At 61.3% G+C, this 16,864-nt stretch carries 10 protein-coding genes and 1 rRNA gene; 4 read left to right on the forward strand and 7 right to left on the reverse strand.

Annotated elements, in window-relative coordinates; translation table 11 throughout:
• Positions 1 to 78: 78 nt before the first annotated feature.
• Positions 79 to 194 (forward strand): 5S ribosomal RNA (gene rrf, locus OO306_RS25930).
• 53 nt (positions 195 to 247) lie between these two features.
• Here the strand turns inward: rrf and OO306_RS25935 are convergent.
• From OO306_RS25935 to OO306_RS25950, 4 genes are all read right to left on the reverse strand, one after another.
• Positions 248 to 2,662, reverse strand: coding sequence for a TonB-dependent siderophore receptor (locus OO306_RS25935; protein WP_323055838.1), 2,415 nt, complete (start codon positions 2,660 to 2,662; stop codon positions 248 to 250).
• Positions 2,663 to 2,834: 172 nt separating this feature from the next.
• Positions 2,835 to 3,803: a FecR domain-containing protein gene (locus OO306_RS25940; protein WP_265970229.1), complete on the reverse strand. Its 969-nt coding sequence runs from the start codon at positions 3,801 to 3,803 to the stop codon at positions 2,835 to 2,837.
• On the reverse strand, positions 3,800 to 4,303 hold the full coding sequence (locus OO306_RS25945) for a sigma-70 family RNA polymerase sigma factor (RefSeq protein WP_265970230.1): 504 nt from the start codon (positions 4,301 to 4,303) through the stop codon (positions 3,800 to 3,802). Before OO306_RS25945 ends, OO306_RS25940 begins: the two co-directional genes overlap by 4 nt.
• Before the next feature lie 115 nt (positions 4,304 to 4,418).
• Positions 4,419 to 5,108: a GntR family transcriptional regulator gene (locus OO306_RS25950; RefSeq protein WP_265970231.1), complete on the reverse strand. Its 690-nt coding sequence runs from the start codon at positions 5,106 to 5,108 to the stop codon at positions 4,419 to 4,421.
• Between the two features lie 205 nt (positions 5,109 to 5,313).
• Here OO306_RS25950 and lapG point away from each other — a divergent pair, with 205 nt between their 5' ends.
• Positions 5,314 to 6,075: a cysteine protease LapG gene (gene lapG / locus OO306_RS25955; protein WP_265970232.1), complete on the forward strand. Its 762-nt coding sequence runs from the start codon at positions 5,314 to 5,316 to the stop codon at positions 6,073 to 6,075.
• A gap of 10 nt (positions 6,076 to 6,085) precedes the next feature.
• Positions 6,086 to 8,032: a cyclic di-GMP receptor LapD gene (gene lapD, locus OO306_RS25960; RefSeq protein WP_265970233.1), complete on the forward strand. Its 1,947-nt coding sequence runs from the start codon at positions 6,086 to 6,088 to the stop codon at positions 8,030 to 8,032.
• Positions 8,033 to 8,146: 114 nt separating this feature from the next.
• On the opposite strand, the gene OO306_RS25965 is transcribed toward lapD, so the two are convergent.
• Genes OO306_RS25965 through OO306_RS25975 form a run of 3 tightly spaced genes read right to left on the reverse strand, consistent with a single transcriptional unit; the run spans position 8,147 to position 13,051 of the window.
• On the reverse strand, positions 8,147 to 9,505 hold the full coding sequence (locus OO306_RS25965; RefSeq protein WP_027595479.1) for an HlyD family type I secretion periplasmic adaptor subunit: 1,359 nt from the start codon (positions 9,503 to 9,505) through the stop codon (positions 8,147 to 8,149).
• 7 nt (positions 9,506 to 9,512) lie between these two features.
• The gene (locus OO306_RS25970) at positions 9,513 to 11,669 is read right to left on the reverse strand and encodes a type I secretion system permease/ATPase (protein ID WP_027595480.1); all 2,157 of its coding nucleotides are present in this window, start codon (positions 11,667 to 11,669) and stop codon (positions 9,513 to 9,515) included.
• Positions 11,670 to 11,713: 44 nt separating this feature from the next.
• Complete coding sequence (locus OO306_RS25975) at positions 11,714 to 13,051, reverse strand: TolC family outer membrane protein (protein WP_099428030.1); 1,338 nt, start codon at positions 13,049 to 13,051, stop codon at positions 11,714 to 11,716.
• 350 nt (positions 13,052 to 13,401) lie between these two features.
• Between OO306_RS25975 and OO306_RS25980 the strand changes: the two genes are divergently transcribed.
• The coding region (locus tag OO306_RS25980; protein WP_265970234.1) for a retention module-containing protein at positions 13,402 to 16,864 on the forward strand (3,463 nt) is incomplete at its 3' end.

Here is a 16,864-nt window from a genome sequence, read left to right on the forward strand (position 1 = left end):
CCCGAAAGTTCGTAACCACACATATCGCATATCCGAATTCGCTGGGCTGTCCATCTGGACATTCTGGCTACAGAATTTCTTGACGACCATAGAGCATTGGAACCACCTGATCCCATCCCGAACTCAGCAGTGAAACGATGCATCGCCGATGGTAGTGTGGGGTTTCCCCATGTGAGAGTAGGTCATCGTCAAGATTCAAACCCAAAGCCCCTGTCTGCGATGCAGACAGGGGCTTTGTCTTTTCCGGTCAGAATTGATAGCTGACCGTAGCGCTTACGTTTCGCTCTTCACCCATGTAGCAGTAGTTCAGGCTGGCACATGAGGTGATGTAGCTTTCGTTGGTCAGGTTGTTCGCATTCAGGCGCACATCCACCCCGGTGAGGCCGACCTTGCCCAGGTCATACCCGATCGAAGCGTCAAACAGCGTGTAGGAGGGTACCTTCATGCTGTTTTCCGCATCCACCCAGCTATAGCCCACATAGCGCATCCCGCCGCCCAGCCGCAGGCCGTCCAGCGCCCCCTGCCGGAAGTTGTAGTCGGCCCACAGCGAAAACATCTGCTTGGGTGCCTGGGTGGGCGAATTACCCTTGTTGTCCAACTGGGTCGACACCAGGCTCGGCATCGTCTTGGCATACTCGATGTCGGTAAAGGTGTAGCCGCCCAACAGCTTGAGGTTATCAGTCAGCTGAACATGGGCCTCCAGCTCCAGCCCCTGTGAGCGAACTTCACCCACAGGGCGATAGAACTCCTCGTTCGGTTGTTTGGAGGCAAGGTTCTCTTGCTCGATGCGGAACACCGAGGCGGTGAACAGGTTGTCACTGCCTGGCGGCTGGTACTTGATACCTGCTTCCCACTGGGTGCCCTCGGTCGGCGCCAGTGGGCGGCCATCCTGGTCGGACACGGTATTGGGGTTGAACGACTCCGAGTAGCTGACATAAGGCGCCAGGCCATTCTCGAACAAGTAGAGCACGCCTGCTCGAGTGGTGAACTTGGTGCGCTCGTCATTGACCTTGGTGTTGCTGTCGCGGTTTTCCTCAGAAACCTTCACCCAGTCCTGACGCAGCCCCAGCGAGAAGCGCCACTGGTCGAGCTCGACCAGGTCCTGTAAATACACCCCTGTCTGCTGCAGGCGACGCTGGTAGCGGTTCTCGCCGAGTACCTGCAGGTTGCCATTGCCATATTGAGGGTTGCCGGCATCCAGCGCATCGACCGTGCCGTAGCGCCATTCCACGTCGGCTTTGCGGTGTTGATAGTCGGTGCCAAGCAGCAAGGTATGCTTGGCCGCACCGATGAAGAACTCTGCCTGCAGCATGTTATCGATGATGTAGGAGTGCAGGCGCTCGTCGCCGCCGGTATAGGCGCGGTTGAGGATATTGCTGTCGGCATCTGCCCAGCCAGCGGAATACACCTGGTCCATCGAGACGTCAGAGTCCTGGTAGCGGAAGTTCTGCCGGGCGGTGAACACATCGTTGAAGCGGTGCTCGAACTGGTAGCTGAACGACTGCTGAGTGCGTTCGTAGTTGTCGATCCCAGGCTCGCCTTCAAAGAAGTGATCTGACAGACGCAGCCCGTTGCGCTTGTGCAGCATGCCGTCTGCCGGGTTACCGCCGTGGTACCCACCATTCGGGTCATGCTGCAGATACGCCTGAAGCGTCAGCGATGTGTCTTCAGTGAAGTCGATGCTGACAGCCGGTGCTATGGCGTAGCGTTCTTCCTTGTTGTGGTCGAACTGGGTATCAGCGCTATCGGCCAAACCTGTCAGGCGATAGGCGATACGTTTGTCGTCATCGACCGGGCCGCTGAAGTCGAAACCCATGCCACGCTGGCCCTGGGTGCCGACTGTGGCCTGCACTTGATGGAATGGCGTGAACAGTGGCTTTTTGGTGGTCAGTGCCACCAGGCCCCCTGGGGAGCTGCGGCCATAGAGTACCGAAGACGGCCCCTTCAGGATGTCGATGCGCTCAAGGAAGTACGGGTCCACTTGCATGGTGCTGTAGGTGCCGTTGTCACCCATGGATTTCAGGCCATCGACGTAGATGTTGTCTACCGAGCCGTCGTTGAAGCCGCGCATTGCCACATAGTCGTAGCGGTGCGTGGCGCCATAGGGGTTGGTCAGCACACCTGGCGTATAGCGCATGGCCTGGGCAACGGTCTGCGAGCCTTGGTCGTCCATCTGTTGACGGGTAACCACTGAAACCGACTGTGAGGTTTCCACCAACGGCATGCTGGTCTTGGTGGCCACCTGGCTGTGCGTGGCGTTGTAGCCGTCCATGCTGCCTAGGGCATTACCCAGGGTAAAACTGCGCACGTCGGTGTCTGGCAACGACAATGCGGCCTCTTCAGGCTGGGCCCGCAGCACGTAGCTGTGCCCACCCTGGCTGACGGCTTCCAGGCCGCTGCCATTGAGCAGTTGGCGCAGGGCCTGATCAGGCGAGTAATGCCCTTGCAAGCCATTGGACTGCAACCCGTTGGTCAACTGCGGCGTGCTCGACAGGGTGATCCCCGCCTGGCGGGCAAACTGGTTGAGTACATCGTTCAGTTCCCCACCCGGGATCGCGTACTGCTGGCTAACCTGGGGCGCTTCGGCGGCCAGAACATGGAGGGGCAGGGTGGACATGCCCAAGGCTGTGCCGAACAAAGCTGCCTGGACTGCTTTGCGCAGAGCTGCTGAATTCAAGACAGGTCGAAAATCATTCTCGTTGGACGGGCGTGCGTGTGGTGAGGCGATGGGCATGAAAGAGTCCGTTGAAGGGTGGGAGGGCAGAAGACGATGCTTACTGTCCTAGCCGGATCGGCGCCCAAAACCCGCCAAAAAGATCAGCGCTTGGGTGAAGTCAGGCAACCTGCTCCACACGTATCCACCAGCGCGTGCGTTGACGAAGCCTCACAGGCAGCGTTTGTGGCAGCAATTGCAGCAGCTGCTCAGGGTCCTCGAGGCGGAACACACCAGACAGGCGTAAATCGGCAATCTCATCGCTGCAACCCAGGTAGCCGTGGCGATAACGGCCCACCTGTTCAAGAAAGTCGCGCAAGCGCATGTCGCGGGTAACGATCAGCCCTTCGCTCCAGGCAGCTGGGTCCATGGCCACGCTCTCCAGGCGTTGTGCGCCCTGGGCGTCCAGGCGCCAGTGCTGGCCGCTGGCAATCCACTGCACCTGGCCGTTCCCCGGCCGGTGTATCGCCACGTTGCCGTGGCTGACGCTGACCTGCGTGCAGTCTCGCTCCTGGCGCACCACAAAGCGCCCGTCGAAACCTTCGAGCAGGGCATCTTGCGTCTGTACCAGCAGAGGGCGAGCCTGGTTATGTGCGTCACTGCACGTGAGCATCAGCTCCCCATGCCTGAGGTGGAGCAAGCGCTGCTGATCGTCGAAAGCGAGGTCTACCGCACTGCGCGTGTTGAGTTGCATCAGCGAGCCATCGGGTAGCTGGAAGCTACGCCGTTCGCCCGTGGCAGTCGCGTAGTCCGCAGTCCAGCCGCTGACGGTATCGAGGTCTTTCGCCAGCCATGTCGCCGAGCCCGCCATGGCGGCGCAGCCAAGCAACTTGAGCGCCTGGCGACGGTGCAGGCGCCGCTGGCTGGTTTCCAAGGTCTGTAGGGCAACCCCCGCGCCGGGGATGGCGCGCAGGTCAAGGTCCTGATGCAGGTGAACCACCCGTTGCCAGGCCAGTTCGTGCTCGTGCCGTGCGCTACGCCACTGCTCGCATTGCTGCAGCAGCACGGGGCTATTGCCGCTTTCTCGTAGCCTGAGCATCCACTGAATGGCTTGCTTGACCGCTTTGGCGGAAGGGGCGGCGGCTGTCATCGCTCGTCTTCAAAGCGCAGCAGGTAGCAATGGTAGAGCGCATCAGCAATGTAGCGCTCCACCGTGCGCACCGAGATACCCATCTGCTCGGCGATCGCCTGGTGTTTCAGCCCTTCGCACTGGGCCAGCAGAAAAGCGCGGCGCACCTTTGGCTTGAGGCCATCGAGCATGCGAGCAATACGCTCCAGCAGTTCGAGCAGCACCTCGCGGGTTTCCACCGAGGGTGCCAAGGCTTCCGGCAGGTGGGCCAAGGCTTCGAGGTAAGCCCGGTGCAATTCTTCACGGCGCCAGTGATCGATCACCAGCCCGCGCGCCACGGTGCGCAAGAAGGCCCTTGGCGTATTGAGCTGTACCTGCTCGCCACGCTGCAACAGCCGGACGAACGTGTCCTGGGCCAGGTCTGCGGCATCGGCGGCGTTACCCAGCTTGCTACGCAGCCAGGCATGCAACCAGCCGTGGTGGTCACTGTAGAGCGTTTGCACGGAGTCATTGGAAGGCATGGAGGAGGGCGCTGGCTTCAATGGACATAAATGATAATTAGTCTCATTGTTTGCGGAGCCCGTTTATTTTGCAACAGGCTGATGTCGGGTGACCGGCTATCCCGCTCAGAACCCGCTATCGCCCTAGCTGTGAATCCAGATACTGCCTGATAACACGCGCCCCTGAGTTCAAGTGCTGCTCAAGCACTGCGACCGCTTCATCCACCAGCTTGTCGCTGGCCGCCTCCACCAGCGCGTTGTGATCGTCCTGGGTGAGCTTGCCCAGCCCCATCGACGAGAGATGGAAGCGCAGAAAGCGCTCTTCTTCGTTCAGTTCGTTCTCGATCAGGCGCAGCAACTTCTTGTTCGGCGCCTTGCTGTACAGCGCCATGTGGAACAAGCGGTTGAGGCGGCCGATTTCGGCGTGACGGGTTTCGTTTTCCAGTTGCTGGATATACCCGCGCGCGCGGGCGATGTCATCGGCATCGAGCAACGGAATGGACTGGCGCAGGGCCTCGCTTTCGAGCAGAACACGCAGGGCGTAGGTGTCCACCGCGTCTTCGCCAATCAAGGGCGCAACCACTGCGCCCTTGTGCATCTCCACGTTCAGCAGCGACTGCGCTTCGAGCTGGCGCAAGGCCTCGCGCACGGGCATGCGGCTGACCCCGAACAAGGTGGCGAGCTCTTGCTGACGCACGGCAGTACCTGGCGGCAGACGACCATCAAGAATGGCGCTGCGCAGGCGCTCCTCGATAACAGCACGTGCCATGTGTGGGGATAGCTGTTCGCTAGCCAGCACGTTGCTCAGTTTGATTTTCTCGGCCACGCGGAGTCTGCCTCGACGATAAGAAAAGTTGGATCCAATGACACTAGTAACAGGCAAGGGGGCTTGTCAAACCGTCGACCGCACTGGAGCGGCCGACCCAAGGCCGCGGCTATGGTGTATGAAGTCGCTTGGCAAAGGAAGCGGTACATAGAACGAGATAGCCATAAAGTCAGTATGGCCCGACCATTGGCTGCGTGATTGCAGGGTGCCATTGTTTTTTGTACTGGCAGGCCGCACCATCGCTGCTTTCGACGGGTCTGAACAGGTCTTCGCAGTGGCGATATCCTGGATGTTCAAAACCGCTGTGCGACGTGTCGGCCTTGCCGCGCTGCTGGGTAGCTTGCTACTGGGCGGCTTGCACGCGGATTGGGATTTTTCCCAGATCAGCCGCCAGTCGCAGGCGCTGTATGGCCCGCTTGGCGCGGGGCAGGGGCGTATCGACGCCTGGCAGAACCTGATGGCCACGCAGAAGCAGGGCAGTGAGCTAGAACGGCTGCAAGTGGTCAATCGCTTCTTCAACCAGCAATTGCGCTACGTCGAAGACATCGACTTGTGGCATGAGGTCGATTACTGGGCCACGCCGGTCCAGGCCCTGATCAAGGGGGCCGGTGATTGCGAGGACTACGCTATTGCCAAGTATTTTAGTCTGCGACGTATGGGCATCCCCAGCGAGAAGCTGCGCATCACCTACGTCAAGGCGCTGCGGCAGAACCGGGCGCACATGGTACTGACCTATTATGCCAGCCCACAGGCTCAGCCGTTGGTGCTCGACAGCCTGATGGATGCCATCAAGCCGGCGAGCCAGCGCCCCGACTTGCTGCCGGTGTACGCCTTCAATGGCGAGGGGTTGTGGCTGACTGGCGCCGCCGGCAACAAGAAGGTCGGCGATACCAAGCGCCTGTCACGTTGGCAGGATTTGCTGAAGAAAATGCAGGCCGAAGGGTTCCCGGCCGAGCCGGTTTACTGAAGGAGCACAGATGTCACTGTTCAAACAATTGCTGTTGGCCATTTGCCTGTTCCTGGTGGTCGCTTTCAGCGGCAGCTTCATGGTCAGCCTGGAGAGCTCGCGCAGCCAGTACGTCAACCAGTTGCGTTCGCACGCCCAGGACGCGGCCACTGCCTTGGCGCTGTCGCTGACGCCTAATATCGACGACCCGGCGATGGTCGAACTGATGGTCAGCTCGATCTTCGACAGTGGCTACTATGCGAGCATCAAGGTTGTCGACCTGGGCTCCAATGCCGTGCTGGTGGAGCGCCACGCCGAGCCCGACCCGGGGGGGGTGCCGGCCTGGTTCGTCCACCTCATTGGCCTTGAAGCCGCAGGTGGGGATGCCATCGTTAGCCGTGGCTGGCAGCAGGCGGCGCGGGTGGAGGTGATCAGCCATCCGATGTTCGCCATTGCCAAGCTCTGGCAGAGTGCGTTGGGCAGCCTGGGTTGGTTGTTGCTGTGCGGTGCTGCCAGCGCGGTGCTCGGCGCCTTGCTGCTGCGTCGGCAATTGCGGCCGCTGGATTACATGGTCGAGCAATCCCATGCCATCGCCCGGCGCGAATTCCTCAGCCTGCCAGACCTGCCGCGCACCCCTGAGCTGCGCCGTGTGGTGCAGGCAATGAACCAGATGGTCGAGAAGCTCAAGGCACTGTTTACCGAGCAGGCCGAGCGCAGTGAGCGGCTGCGCGCAGAGTCCTACCAGGACAGCCTCACCGGCTTGTCCAACCGCCGCTATTTCGAGATGCAACTGAATACGCGCGTCAGCAATCTGGAAGAGGCGCGCGCCGGTTACTTGCTGTTGCTGCGGGTTCAGGGCCTGGCAGGCCTTAACGCGCGCCTGGGCGGGCAGCGCACCGATCAGCTGTTGCAGGCAGTGGGTGAGCAGCTGCGCCGCACCTGTGCCAGCTACCCGGAGACCAAAGACCTGATCTCGCGCAGCCGTGGGGGCGAGTTCGCCGTGCTGGCGCCGGGCATGGTGCATGAAGAAGCGGTACAGCTTGCCCAGGCTCTGGAGGCGACACTGCAGAGCCTGCACGAGACGGGCGCCAGTGATGTCGACCCGGTGGCATGCATCGGCCTTGCGCCGTTCACCCCCGGCGATGCGCCACAGGCATTGCTGAAGCTCGCCGACGAGGCCCTGGCGCGTGCCGAAAACCAGCCGGCGCCGGGCTGGGTGTGCCTTGAACAGGGTGCGGCCGCGGTGGCCGGTGATAGCCATCATGCCTGGCATGAGCGGCTCGACCAGGCCTTCGTCAATGGGCAATTCGAACTGTTCTTCCAGCCGGTGGTGGACTGCGCCACAGGGCAACGGGTACTGCACCACAAAGTGATCTCGCGTTTGCACGATGAGCGGGGCGAGGCGTTGCCGGCCGGGCGCTTCTTGCCTTGGCTGGAGCGCTTTGGCTGGATGCCACGCCTGGATCTGCTGGTGCTGGAAAAGGTGCTTGCCCACCTGCGCACTCATGATCAGGTGCTGGCGCTGAACCTGTCCGCTGCAACCTTGGCCGACCCCAAGGCGCTGCAACGCGTCTACGAGCTGTTGAGCCAGCATGCGGCGCTGGGCCCACGCCTGACATTCGAGATCGGCGAAGAGCAATTGCCCGAACAGTCAGCCCTCGAACAGCTGACCCGGCGCCTGCACGCGCATGGCTTCGGGCTGGCGCTGCAGCGCTTTGGCGGCCGGTTCAGCATGATTGGCAACCTGGCGCACCTGGGCCTTGCGTACCTGAAGATCGATGGTAGCTATATCCGTAACATCGACCATGAACAACACAAGCGCCTGTTCATCGAAGCGATACAGCGCGCGGCGCACAGCATCGACCTGCCGTTGATTGCTGAACGGGTCGAGACGGAAGGGGAAAGGTTGGTGCTGCGGGAAATGGGCGTGGGTGGTATTCAGGGGCAGTTGGTGGGTGAGCCCGCACCCTGGCGCTGAACGGGTAGGCGCAGCCTTGTGCTGCGAAGAGGCCAGTGGCGGCACCGATAATCTTCCGTGCTGCCACTGGCCTCTTCGCAGCACAAGGCTGCTCCTACCGGGATTGCGTAAGACTCAACGCTCGCGCAAGGCTTCCGAACGCGCCTTCATGATCGGCTTGAGCAAGTAGCTCATGATGGTCTTCTTGCCGGTCATGATGTCCACCGTCGCCACCATCCCGGGGATGATCAGCAGCGGCTTCTCATCGGTGCCCAAGTGGCTGCGGTCGGTGCGCAACTTGATCAGGTAGTACGTGGTCTTCTTGTCTTCATCGGTGATGGTGTCGGCGCCAATCTGTTCCAGCTTGGCCTTGAGGCCACCGTAGATGGTGTAGTCATAGGCGGTGAACTTGACGGTCGCCTCCTGCCCAGGGTGCAGGAAAGCGATGTCCTTGGGCAGGATCTTCGCCTCGATGACCAGCGTGTCGTCCAGCGGCACCACTTCGACGATGTCGCTACCCGGCTGGATGACCCCGCCGATGGTGTTGACCAGCAGCTGCTTGACGATACCGCGTACTGGCGAGGTAACCATGGTGCGGTGTACCCGGTCATCCAATGCCTTGCTGGTGGCAGTGGCCTTGTTGAGCTCGGTGCGGGCCTCGTTGAGCTGAGTCAGCGCCTCGCTGCGGAACTTGCCACGGGTCTCCTCGACCTTGCTCTGCACTTCGCGGATGGCCGCTTCGGCGCGCGGGATGGCCAGCGCGGTTGAGTCCATCTGGCCACGGTTCTCCACTTCGGCACGGCGCAGGCGCAGCACTTCAACCTGGGAAATCGCGCCCTGGGCCACCAGCGGCTCGGACATCGCGATTTCCTGACGCAGCAGTTGCAGGCTGTTGGCGTACTGGGCGCGCTTGGAGGTGTACTCGCGCAGCTCTTGCTGGCGCTGTACCAACTGTTGCTGCAGGCCGCCGATTTCGTCCTGCAGTTGCTGGCGCCGGCTCAGGTACAGCGACTCTTCGTTGGCTGCCTGGCTGGGCGCTGCCTTGCGCAGTTCTTCATCGATTTTCAGCGGGCGGTCTTCGACCTCGGCACTCAAACGTTCGACCCGCAGCGCCATGGCCAGGCGGTCGGCCTCGGTTTCACCGACGTTGGAGGCGAAGCGGGTTTCGTCCAGGCGCAGCAAGGGCTGGCCGACGTCGACGATTTGCCCTTCCTTGGCGTAGATCTCTGCGATGATGCCGCCCTCAAGGTTCTGGATCTTCTGCACCTTGGACGACGGAATGGCCTTGCCTTCGCCCCGCGTGACCTCATCGATCGGCGCGACGCTGGCCCAGACGATCATGAACACGAAAAACGCGATCACACCCCAGATGGTCAGGCGAACCACCCGTGGCGCGTCCTCGATCAGCGCCTTGTTGACCTCAGGCAGTGGCTGCCCGCCAAGCGAGTCGGAGCCTTTGAAGTAGCGCCGCAGGCCATCCTTGAATTGCCCCATATCGAGCTTATGCAACACTGATCTGCCCCTTCTTCAGCGCATCCATGACCGCGGCTTTCGGGCCGTCGGCGACAATCTGCCCGCGATCGATCACGATCAGCCGGTCCACCAGCGACAGCAACGAGGCGCGGTGGGTCACCAGCAGCACCGTCTTGTTTTCGATGACCGCCTGCAGGCGCTGCTTGAGGCGCTCTTCACCGGTGTTGTCCATGGCGCTGGTCGGTTCGTCGAGCAGCAGGATCTGTGGGTTGAGCAGCAATGCACGGCCCAGGGCGACGTTCTGCCGCTGGCCGCCGGAGAGGTTCTGGCCACGTTCGCCCACCTGCAGCTCATAGCCGTCAGGGTGCAGCCTGGCAAACTCATGAACACCTGCCAGCTCTGCGGCCTGCAGGATCATTTCGTCTTCGATGTAGCGGGCGCCGCTGACCAGGTTGTCGCGCAGGGTGCCGGCCATCAGCTGGATGTCCTGGGGCACGTAGCCGATATTGTGGCGCAGCTCGCTGACGTCGATCTGGCGGATATCCACGCCATCGACCAGCAGCGACCCGCCGTCGGATTCATACAGGCCAACGATCAGCTTGGCCAACGAGCTCTTGCCCGAACCGCTTCGGCCAATGATGCCCACCTTCTCGCCGGGGCGAATGGTCAGGTTGATGTTCTTGAGGGCCAGGTTCTGCTGGTTAGGGTAGGTGAAGTCCACCCCACGGAACTCGATGCTGCCCTGCAGCACCCGGCGGCTCAGTGGGCGCTCTTCGAAGTTGCGTTCCTGCGGCAGCTCCATCATGTGGTCGGTGGAAACCATGGTCACCTTGGCCTGCTGATAGCGGGCCAGCAAACCATTGAGCTGCCCCAGCGGGCCAAGGGCACGGCCGCTGAGCATGTAACAGGCGACCAGGCCACCCATGCTCAGGTTGCCGTCGATGATCATGTAGACCCCGACGCAAATCATCGCCACGCCAGCCAGTTGCTGGATCAGCAGGGTGATGTTCATCGCCAGGCTCGACAGCACCTTCACGCGCAGTTCCAGACGGCTGAGGGTGCCGAGCGTCTGTTCCCACATGTACTGGCGCTCGCTTTCGGCGTTGTTGACCTTGACCGCATCCAGGCCTGCCAGGGTCTCGATCAGGCTCGACTGGCGTTCCGAGGCCAGGGCCATGGTCCGCTCCATGGTCGCCATCAGCGGCCGCTGCAGGGCGTAACCGATGCCCAGGGCCAGCGGGAAGGCGATGACCGGGATCCACACCAGGTGCCCGCCAATGATGGCGATGACGATCAGGATCAGCAGCGTGAACGGCAGGTCGATCAGGCTGGTCAGGGTCAAAGAGGCGAGGAAGTCGCGTAAACCCTGGAACTCATGGATGTTTTGGGCAAAGCTGCCGACCCGCGCCGGGCGGTACTTCATCGACATCCCGACAATGCGTTCGAACAAGGTCGCCGAGATGATCAGGTCGGTCTTCTTGCCGGCCAAGTCCAGGCAGAGGCCGCGCAGGCCCTTGAGGATCAGGTCGAAGAAGTAGGCCCCGGCGATGCCGACTGCCAGCACCCAAAGGGTCGAGGTCGCCTGGTTGGGCACCACCCGGTCATACACGTTCATGACGAACAGCGGCGCTGCCAAGGCGATCAGGTTGATCACCAGGCTGGCGGCGATGGCGTCGATATACAGCCATTTGCTGCGCAGCAAGGTGTCGCGGAACCAGGATTTCGCGCGCGGGATGAGGTTGCCGTGGTTGACGTCGAACTTGTGCTGCGGCTGGGCGAAGAACACACGCCCGCTGTAGTCACTGAGCAGCGCTTCGCGGCTGACGTGCACCTCGCCACCATCGCTCTCGCTGAGCAGCAGGCGTGCGGTGTCTTCATTCTCCCAGCCCAGCAGGACGGCGCTGCGGCCTTCCTTGAGCAACAGCATGGCTGGCATGGCGATACTGGGGATCTGCTCCAGTTTGCGCTGCAGCAGCCGCCCTTGCAGGCCGGCCCTGGCCGCCGCACGGGGCAGCAGCTCGGGGCTCAGGCGCTGCGCGGGCAGCGGCAGGCCGGTGGTCAGCATGACCCGGCTTGCAGGTTTCTGGTGCAGGACACACAGGCTCAGCAGACTATCCAGCAAGGGATCGTCATGCTGACTGCGTGGATCGTGGCTGAGTTGGACTCGACTGACTTCGGATTCCACGCGGCGCTCTCTTCATCCTTGCGGTGGGTGGGGCAGGGTGGGCCTCAGTTCAGGCCTGGCAGGCTCACCCTTGGTTTCAGATCGTTCTGCACAACGGTGGCCATCGGGGCTACGACACCCTGACTCTTGAGCAGTTGGCCAATGGTCGCCTTGATTCGATACTGAGTAAACAATTGTATGTTCTTCACTTCCACCAGGCGACGCTGGGCAGTGAAGGTTTCATTCTCGCTGTCGAGCAAGTCGAGCAGGGTTCGCTCGCCCAGGCTGAATTGCTGTTGGTAGGCGCTGCGCACACGGTTGCTGTGATCGACGTACTGCTGGGCGATCGGCAACTGGGCGTTGGCGTTCTCCTGAGCATTCCATGCCAGGCCCAACTCTTCATTGAGCTGACGCAAGGCATTGTTGCGGATATCCAGCGCCTGGTTGGACAGGTACGACTTGGACTCCAGGTCTGCCTTGTTGCTGCCGCCAGCATACAGGTTGAAGTTCATTCGCAGCATAGCCTGCCATTCGTTGTTATGGCCTGCTGTGCCGTCGATATTGTTATCCGCCGTTCGTCCGAGTTCTGCATCGAAGCGGGGGTAGAAGGACGACTTTGCGGCCTCGTACTGTTTTTCTGCGGCGGCAACGTCCGATTCGGCCGAGCGCAGCACCGGGCTGCTTTCAACCAACTGCGTGCGGGCTTCATCCAGCGTGGCGGGCAGCAGGTCGATGAACGGCGCCGGTGCGCTCAGTTCATCGGGCATCTGGCCGACGACGCTGAGGTAATTGGTGCTGGCATCGGCCAGGTTGGTCTTCTCGGTGATCAGGTTGTTTTGCGCCTGGGCCAGGCGTGCCTCGGCCTGGTCCAAGTCAGCCAGGCGGCCGACGCCGCGGCTGGTGCGCAGTTTGATCTGATCCAGAATACGTTCGTGGTTGCTCAGGTTGTCTTCGGCCAGGCGCACCATCTCGCGCCGCGACAGCACATCCAGATAGACCTGGGCGACGTCGAGTGCGGTGCGCTCGGAGGTGCCCATCAGGGAGTAGGCCCGGGCGTTGGCGGTGGCTTGTTGACGGTCGACTTCGTTTGACGTGGCAAAACCGTCAAAAACCATTTGGCGAAGACGGATTGCTGACTCACCTCGGTTCAGTGTGTCCCAGCGGTTACCGGTACTCGGGCTATCGGTACCTTCGCGCCCATAGCCCGCCGTTACATCGACCCTCGGCAAGTAGCCGCCCTGGGCCGCGCGCAGCTGGTAATCCGCGGCCACGCGAGCATTCACGCCGGCCTGGATTTCCGGGTGGCGCTCAAGGGCTGTTTGCATGGCTTCGGGCAAGGATTGTGCTTGTACGAACGTGGCGGCTAGGGTGATGGGAAGAACGGTAAACAGTGACGCACGCATTTTTGGCGGGTTCCCGAAGGCGCAGTTGTCCTGAATCACGGTTGAAGGTTTTCAGGGCCTGGAAAATGGCACCTGATCTGACCGATGAGCGAACTTCCGACGGGCACTGGATTAGTACTAAAGGAAGGGGTGGCAAAGGTGCAAATATCAATGTGACATTACATTGCCGATTGTTTAGGATGGCGAGTATAAGGTCAATAGTTTGGCAGATAGTTAATTCCAAACAGTTATAGACGGAATTTTGACGTCAAAATCGTCAACACATCAATCGACACAGTTCCGCCTGAAGTGGCTTTCAAGAGCGCCGCTCTGGCAGGGAAGTACCCCAATCGGGTCACACGGAGAGTCCAATGAGCAGCGTTGTAGCCATCGTCAAAAGCATTGTCGGCCAGGTTATTGCGGTATCCCCAGAGGGCATCCGGCGTGTACTCATCGAAGGTGACCGCCTGTTGGCGGGTGAGGAAGTCCTCACCGGCCCAGGCGGCGCGGTAACCCTCGAGTTGGCCGACGGCCGTATGCTCGACCTGGGCCGTGACAGCCAGTGGAGCGCGGATGCGCCTTACAGCAGCGCCGACCTGAGCCAGGCCACTGCGCAGGCCGCACCGTCGGTTGAAGAGCTGCAGCAGGCGATCGCCGCGGGTGTCGACCCGACCACCGAGCTTGAAGCTACCGCAGCAGGCCCGGCAGCGGCGGGCGGTGGCGGTGCGCTGGGCGGTGGCCACAGCTTCGTCATGCTTGAGGAGACCGCAGGCCGGGTCGACCCGAGCATCGGCTTCCCAACCGGGCCGTTGGGCTTTGCCGCAGCGCTGGACAATGAAGACGTTGGCGCGGTGGACACCAGCAACAACAACCAGGTCATTCCGCCCACAACGGAGACCAACGTCTCCACCGCCCTTGTACTCAACGCCACCCCTTCCATCACCGAAGCGGGTGGCGTAATCGTTTACACCGCGACAGTTGGCCAGGCGCCGACGTCCAACCTGATCGTCACCCTGGCCAACGGCGCAGTGATCGTCATTCCGGCAGGGCAGACCAGCGGTAGCGTCAACGTCACCATCCCGGCCAATGACACCCCGTACATCGACGGTGGTCAGATTTCGACCACCGTAACCGGCACCACCGGTGGTAACGGTCTGATCGTGACCCTGCCGCAAACGCCGGCGGTTACGCAGATTACCGATACCATCGACACCACCACGGCGACCTTGACCGCCACCCCTTCGGTGACCGAAGGCGGCGTGATCACCTACACCGTGACCCTGAGCAACCCTGCCCAGACGCCGGTCACCGTGACCCTGTCCAATGGCCAGACGATCACCATTGAGCCTGGCAAGAGCCAGGGCAGTGTTGATTTCCAGACGCCGGCCAATGACGTTTACAACAATGGCTCGACCGTTAGCACCACCATCACCGGTGCTACTGGCGGTAACTTCGAGCAATTGACGCCTAACCCTGCGCCGGCCGAGACCACGATCAATGACTCGGTCGATGTCACTACCGCGACCCTGACTGCCAATCCGTCGGTCACCGAAGGCGGCGTGATCACCTACACCGTGACCCTGAGCAACCCTGCCCAGACTCCGGTCACCGTCACCCTGTCGAACGGCCAGACCATCACCGTCGAAGCTGGCAAGACCCAGGGCAGCGTTGATTTCCAGACCCCGGCCAACGACGTCTACAACAACGGCTCGACCGTTAGCACCACCATTACCGGCGCTACTGGCGGTAACTTCGAGCAGCTGACGCCGAACCCGACCCCGGCGCAGACCACGATCAATGACTCGGTAGATGTCACTACTGCGACCCTGACTGCCAATCCGTCGGTCACCGAAGGCGGTGTGATCACTTACACCGTGACGCTGAGCAACCCTGCCCAGACGCCTGTGACCGTTACTCTGTCGAACGGCCAGACCATCACCGTCGAAGCCGGCAAGACTCAAGGCAGCGTTGACTTCCAGACCCCGGCCAACGACGTCTACAACAACGGCTCGACCGTAAGTGTCACGATCAAGGACGCAACTGGCGGCAACTTCGAGCAACTGACGCCGAACCCGACCCCGGCTCAGACCACGATTAATGACTCGGTCGATGTCACTACCGCGACCCTGACTGCGTCGCCAAGCGTGACTGAAGGCGGCGTAATCACCTACACCGTGACTCTGAGCAATCCTGCCCAGACGCCGGTCACCGTGACCCTGTCCAATGGCCAGACCATCACCGTCGAAGCCGGCAAGACTCAAGGCAGCGTTGACTTCCAGACCCCGGCCAACGACGTCTACAACAACGGCTCGACCGTTAGCACCACCATCACCGGAGCTACTGGCGGCAACTTCGAGCAGCTGACGCCGAATCCGACCCCGGCTCAGACCACGATCAATGACTCGGTCGATGTCACTACCGCGACCCTGACTGCCAATCCGTCGGTCACCGAAGGCGGTGTGATCACCTACACCGTGACGCTGAGCAACCCTGCCCAGACGCCGGTCACTGTGACCCTGTCCAATGGCCAGACCATCACCGTCGAAGCCGGCAAGACTCAAGGCAGCGTTGATTTCCAGACCCCGGCGAACGACGTCTACAACAACGGCTCGACCGTAAGTGTCACGATCAAGGACGCTACTGGCGGCAACTTCGAGCAGCTGACGCCGAACCCAACCCCAGCGTCCACTGTAATCAATGACAGTGTCGATACCGTCACCGTAAGCATCGTCAGTAACGGTAATGTCACTGAAGACCAGCAGCCATCCTTCACGATCAAAGTGAGCCAGGCGCTGGACCGTCCGCTGACCGTGACCCTGTCGAATGGCGAAACCGTCACCATCGAGGCCGGCAAGACCGAAGTCGAGTACAAGACCCCGGCTCAGGGCGATGACGTCATCAAGGACGCGGGCTCCGTGACGCTGAGCGTCACCGATGCCACTGTTTCGGGTGCAACCTTCGAGCATCTGGCCATCGGTGGTCCCGCTACCGTCGAGATTTCGGACACCATCAGCGAAGTCGTTGCAACCTTGACTGTCGACAAGGCGACTGTGGCGGAAGGCGGCCAGGTGACCTACACCGTCACGCTGACCAACGCGCAGGGGCTTTCGGTCACTCAGCACGGGGCACTGACCTTCACCCTGACCGACGGCACAAAAGTCACGATTCCGGCTGACAGTGCCTCTGGTACCGCGACCATCACGGTTAACGATGACGTGTACGTCGGCGGCCAGGCCGCTATTGCCAACAAGCTTGAGTCGGTTTCGGGTGCAGACAGCTTCGAGAAGCTGACTCTGGGTGATGAAACCGTCACCACTTCTGTGACGGACGAACCGGGTTCGGGTACTCCAGGTACCGGTAACCAGGGCGACTTGGTGCAGGTCACCATTACCGCTGACCAGGTTTCGGTTGCTGAGAACGTCAAGCCGACCTTCACCGTCCACATCAACACCGCTCTGACCCACGACCTGGTTGTGACCCTGAGTAACAACGCTCAGGTCACTATCAAAGCGGGTGAAACCAGCGCGCCGTACACCCACGAAGCACAGGGCGACGACGTTTACAAAGACGCCGGCGAAATCAGCCTGGGCATCAAGTCCGCGGTCGATGTTGACGGCCGTGCCTTCGAGAACCTGCAGCTGGGCGACGCAGCGTCGGTAAAAGTGACTGATACCACTGACGACGTCATCGCCAAGCTGACCGCCACCCCTTCGGTCACCGAAGGCGGCGAGATCACTTACACCGTCACCCTGACCAACAAAGATGGTCTGCCGATCGATAACCACGCGCCGTTGTACTTCACCCTGAGTGACGGCAAAACGGTCATCACCGTTC

Origin of the sequence: Pseudomonas sp. DCB_AW (assembly GCF_026240895.1) — a bacterium.
In the GTDB taxonomy this organism is placed as follows: domain Bacteria; phylum Pseudomonadota; class Gammaproteobacteria; order Pseudomonadales; family Pseudomonadaceae; genus Aquipseudomonas; species Aquipseudomonas kermanshahensis.

Bases quoted from the DNA above. Each gene is read 5' to 3' on its own strand.
- OO306_RS25940 (WP_265970229.1), bottom strand. From the start codon at position 3,803: ATGACAGCCGCCGCCCCTTCCGCCAAAGCGGTCAAGCAAGCCATTCAG.
- OO306_RS25945 (WP_265970230.1), bottom strand. From the start codon at position 4,303: ATGCCTTCCAATGACTCCGTGCAAACGCTCTACAGTGACCACCACGGC.
- lapD (WP_265970233.1), top strand. From the start codon at position 6,086: ATGTCACTGTTCAAACAATTGCTGTTGGCCATTTGCCTGTTCCTGGTG.
- OO306_RS25965 (WP_027595479.1), bottom strand. From the start codon at position 9,505: ATGGGGCAATTCAAGGATGGCCTGCGGCGCTACTTCAAAGGCTCCGAC.
- OO306_RS25975 (WP_099428030.1), bottom strand. From the start codon at position 13,051: ATGCGTGCGTCACTGTTTACCGTTCTTCCCATCACCCTAGCCGCCACG.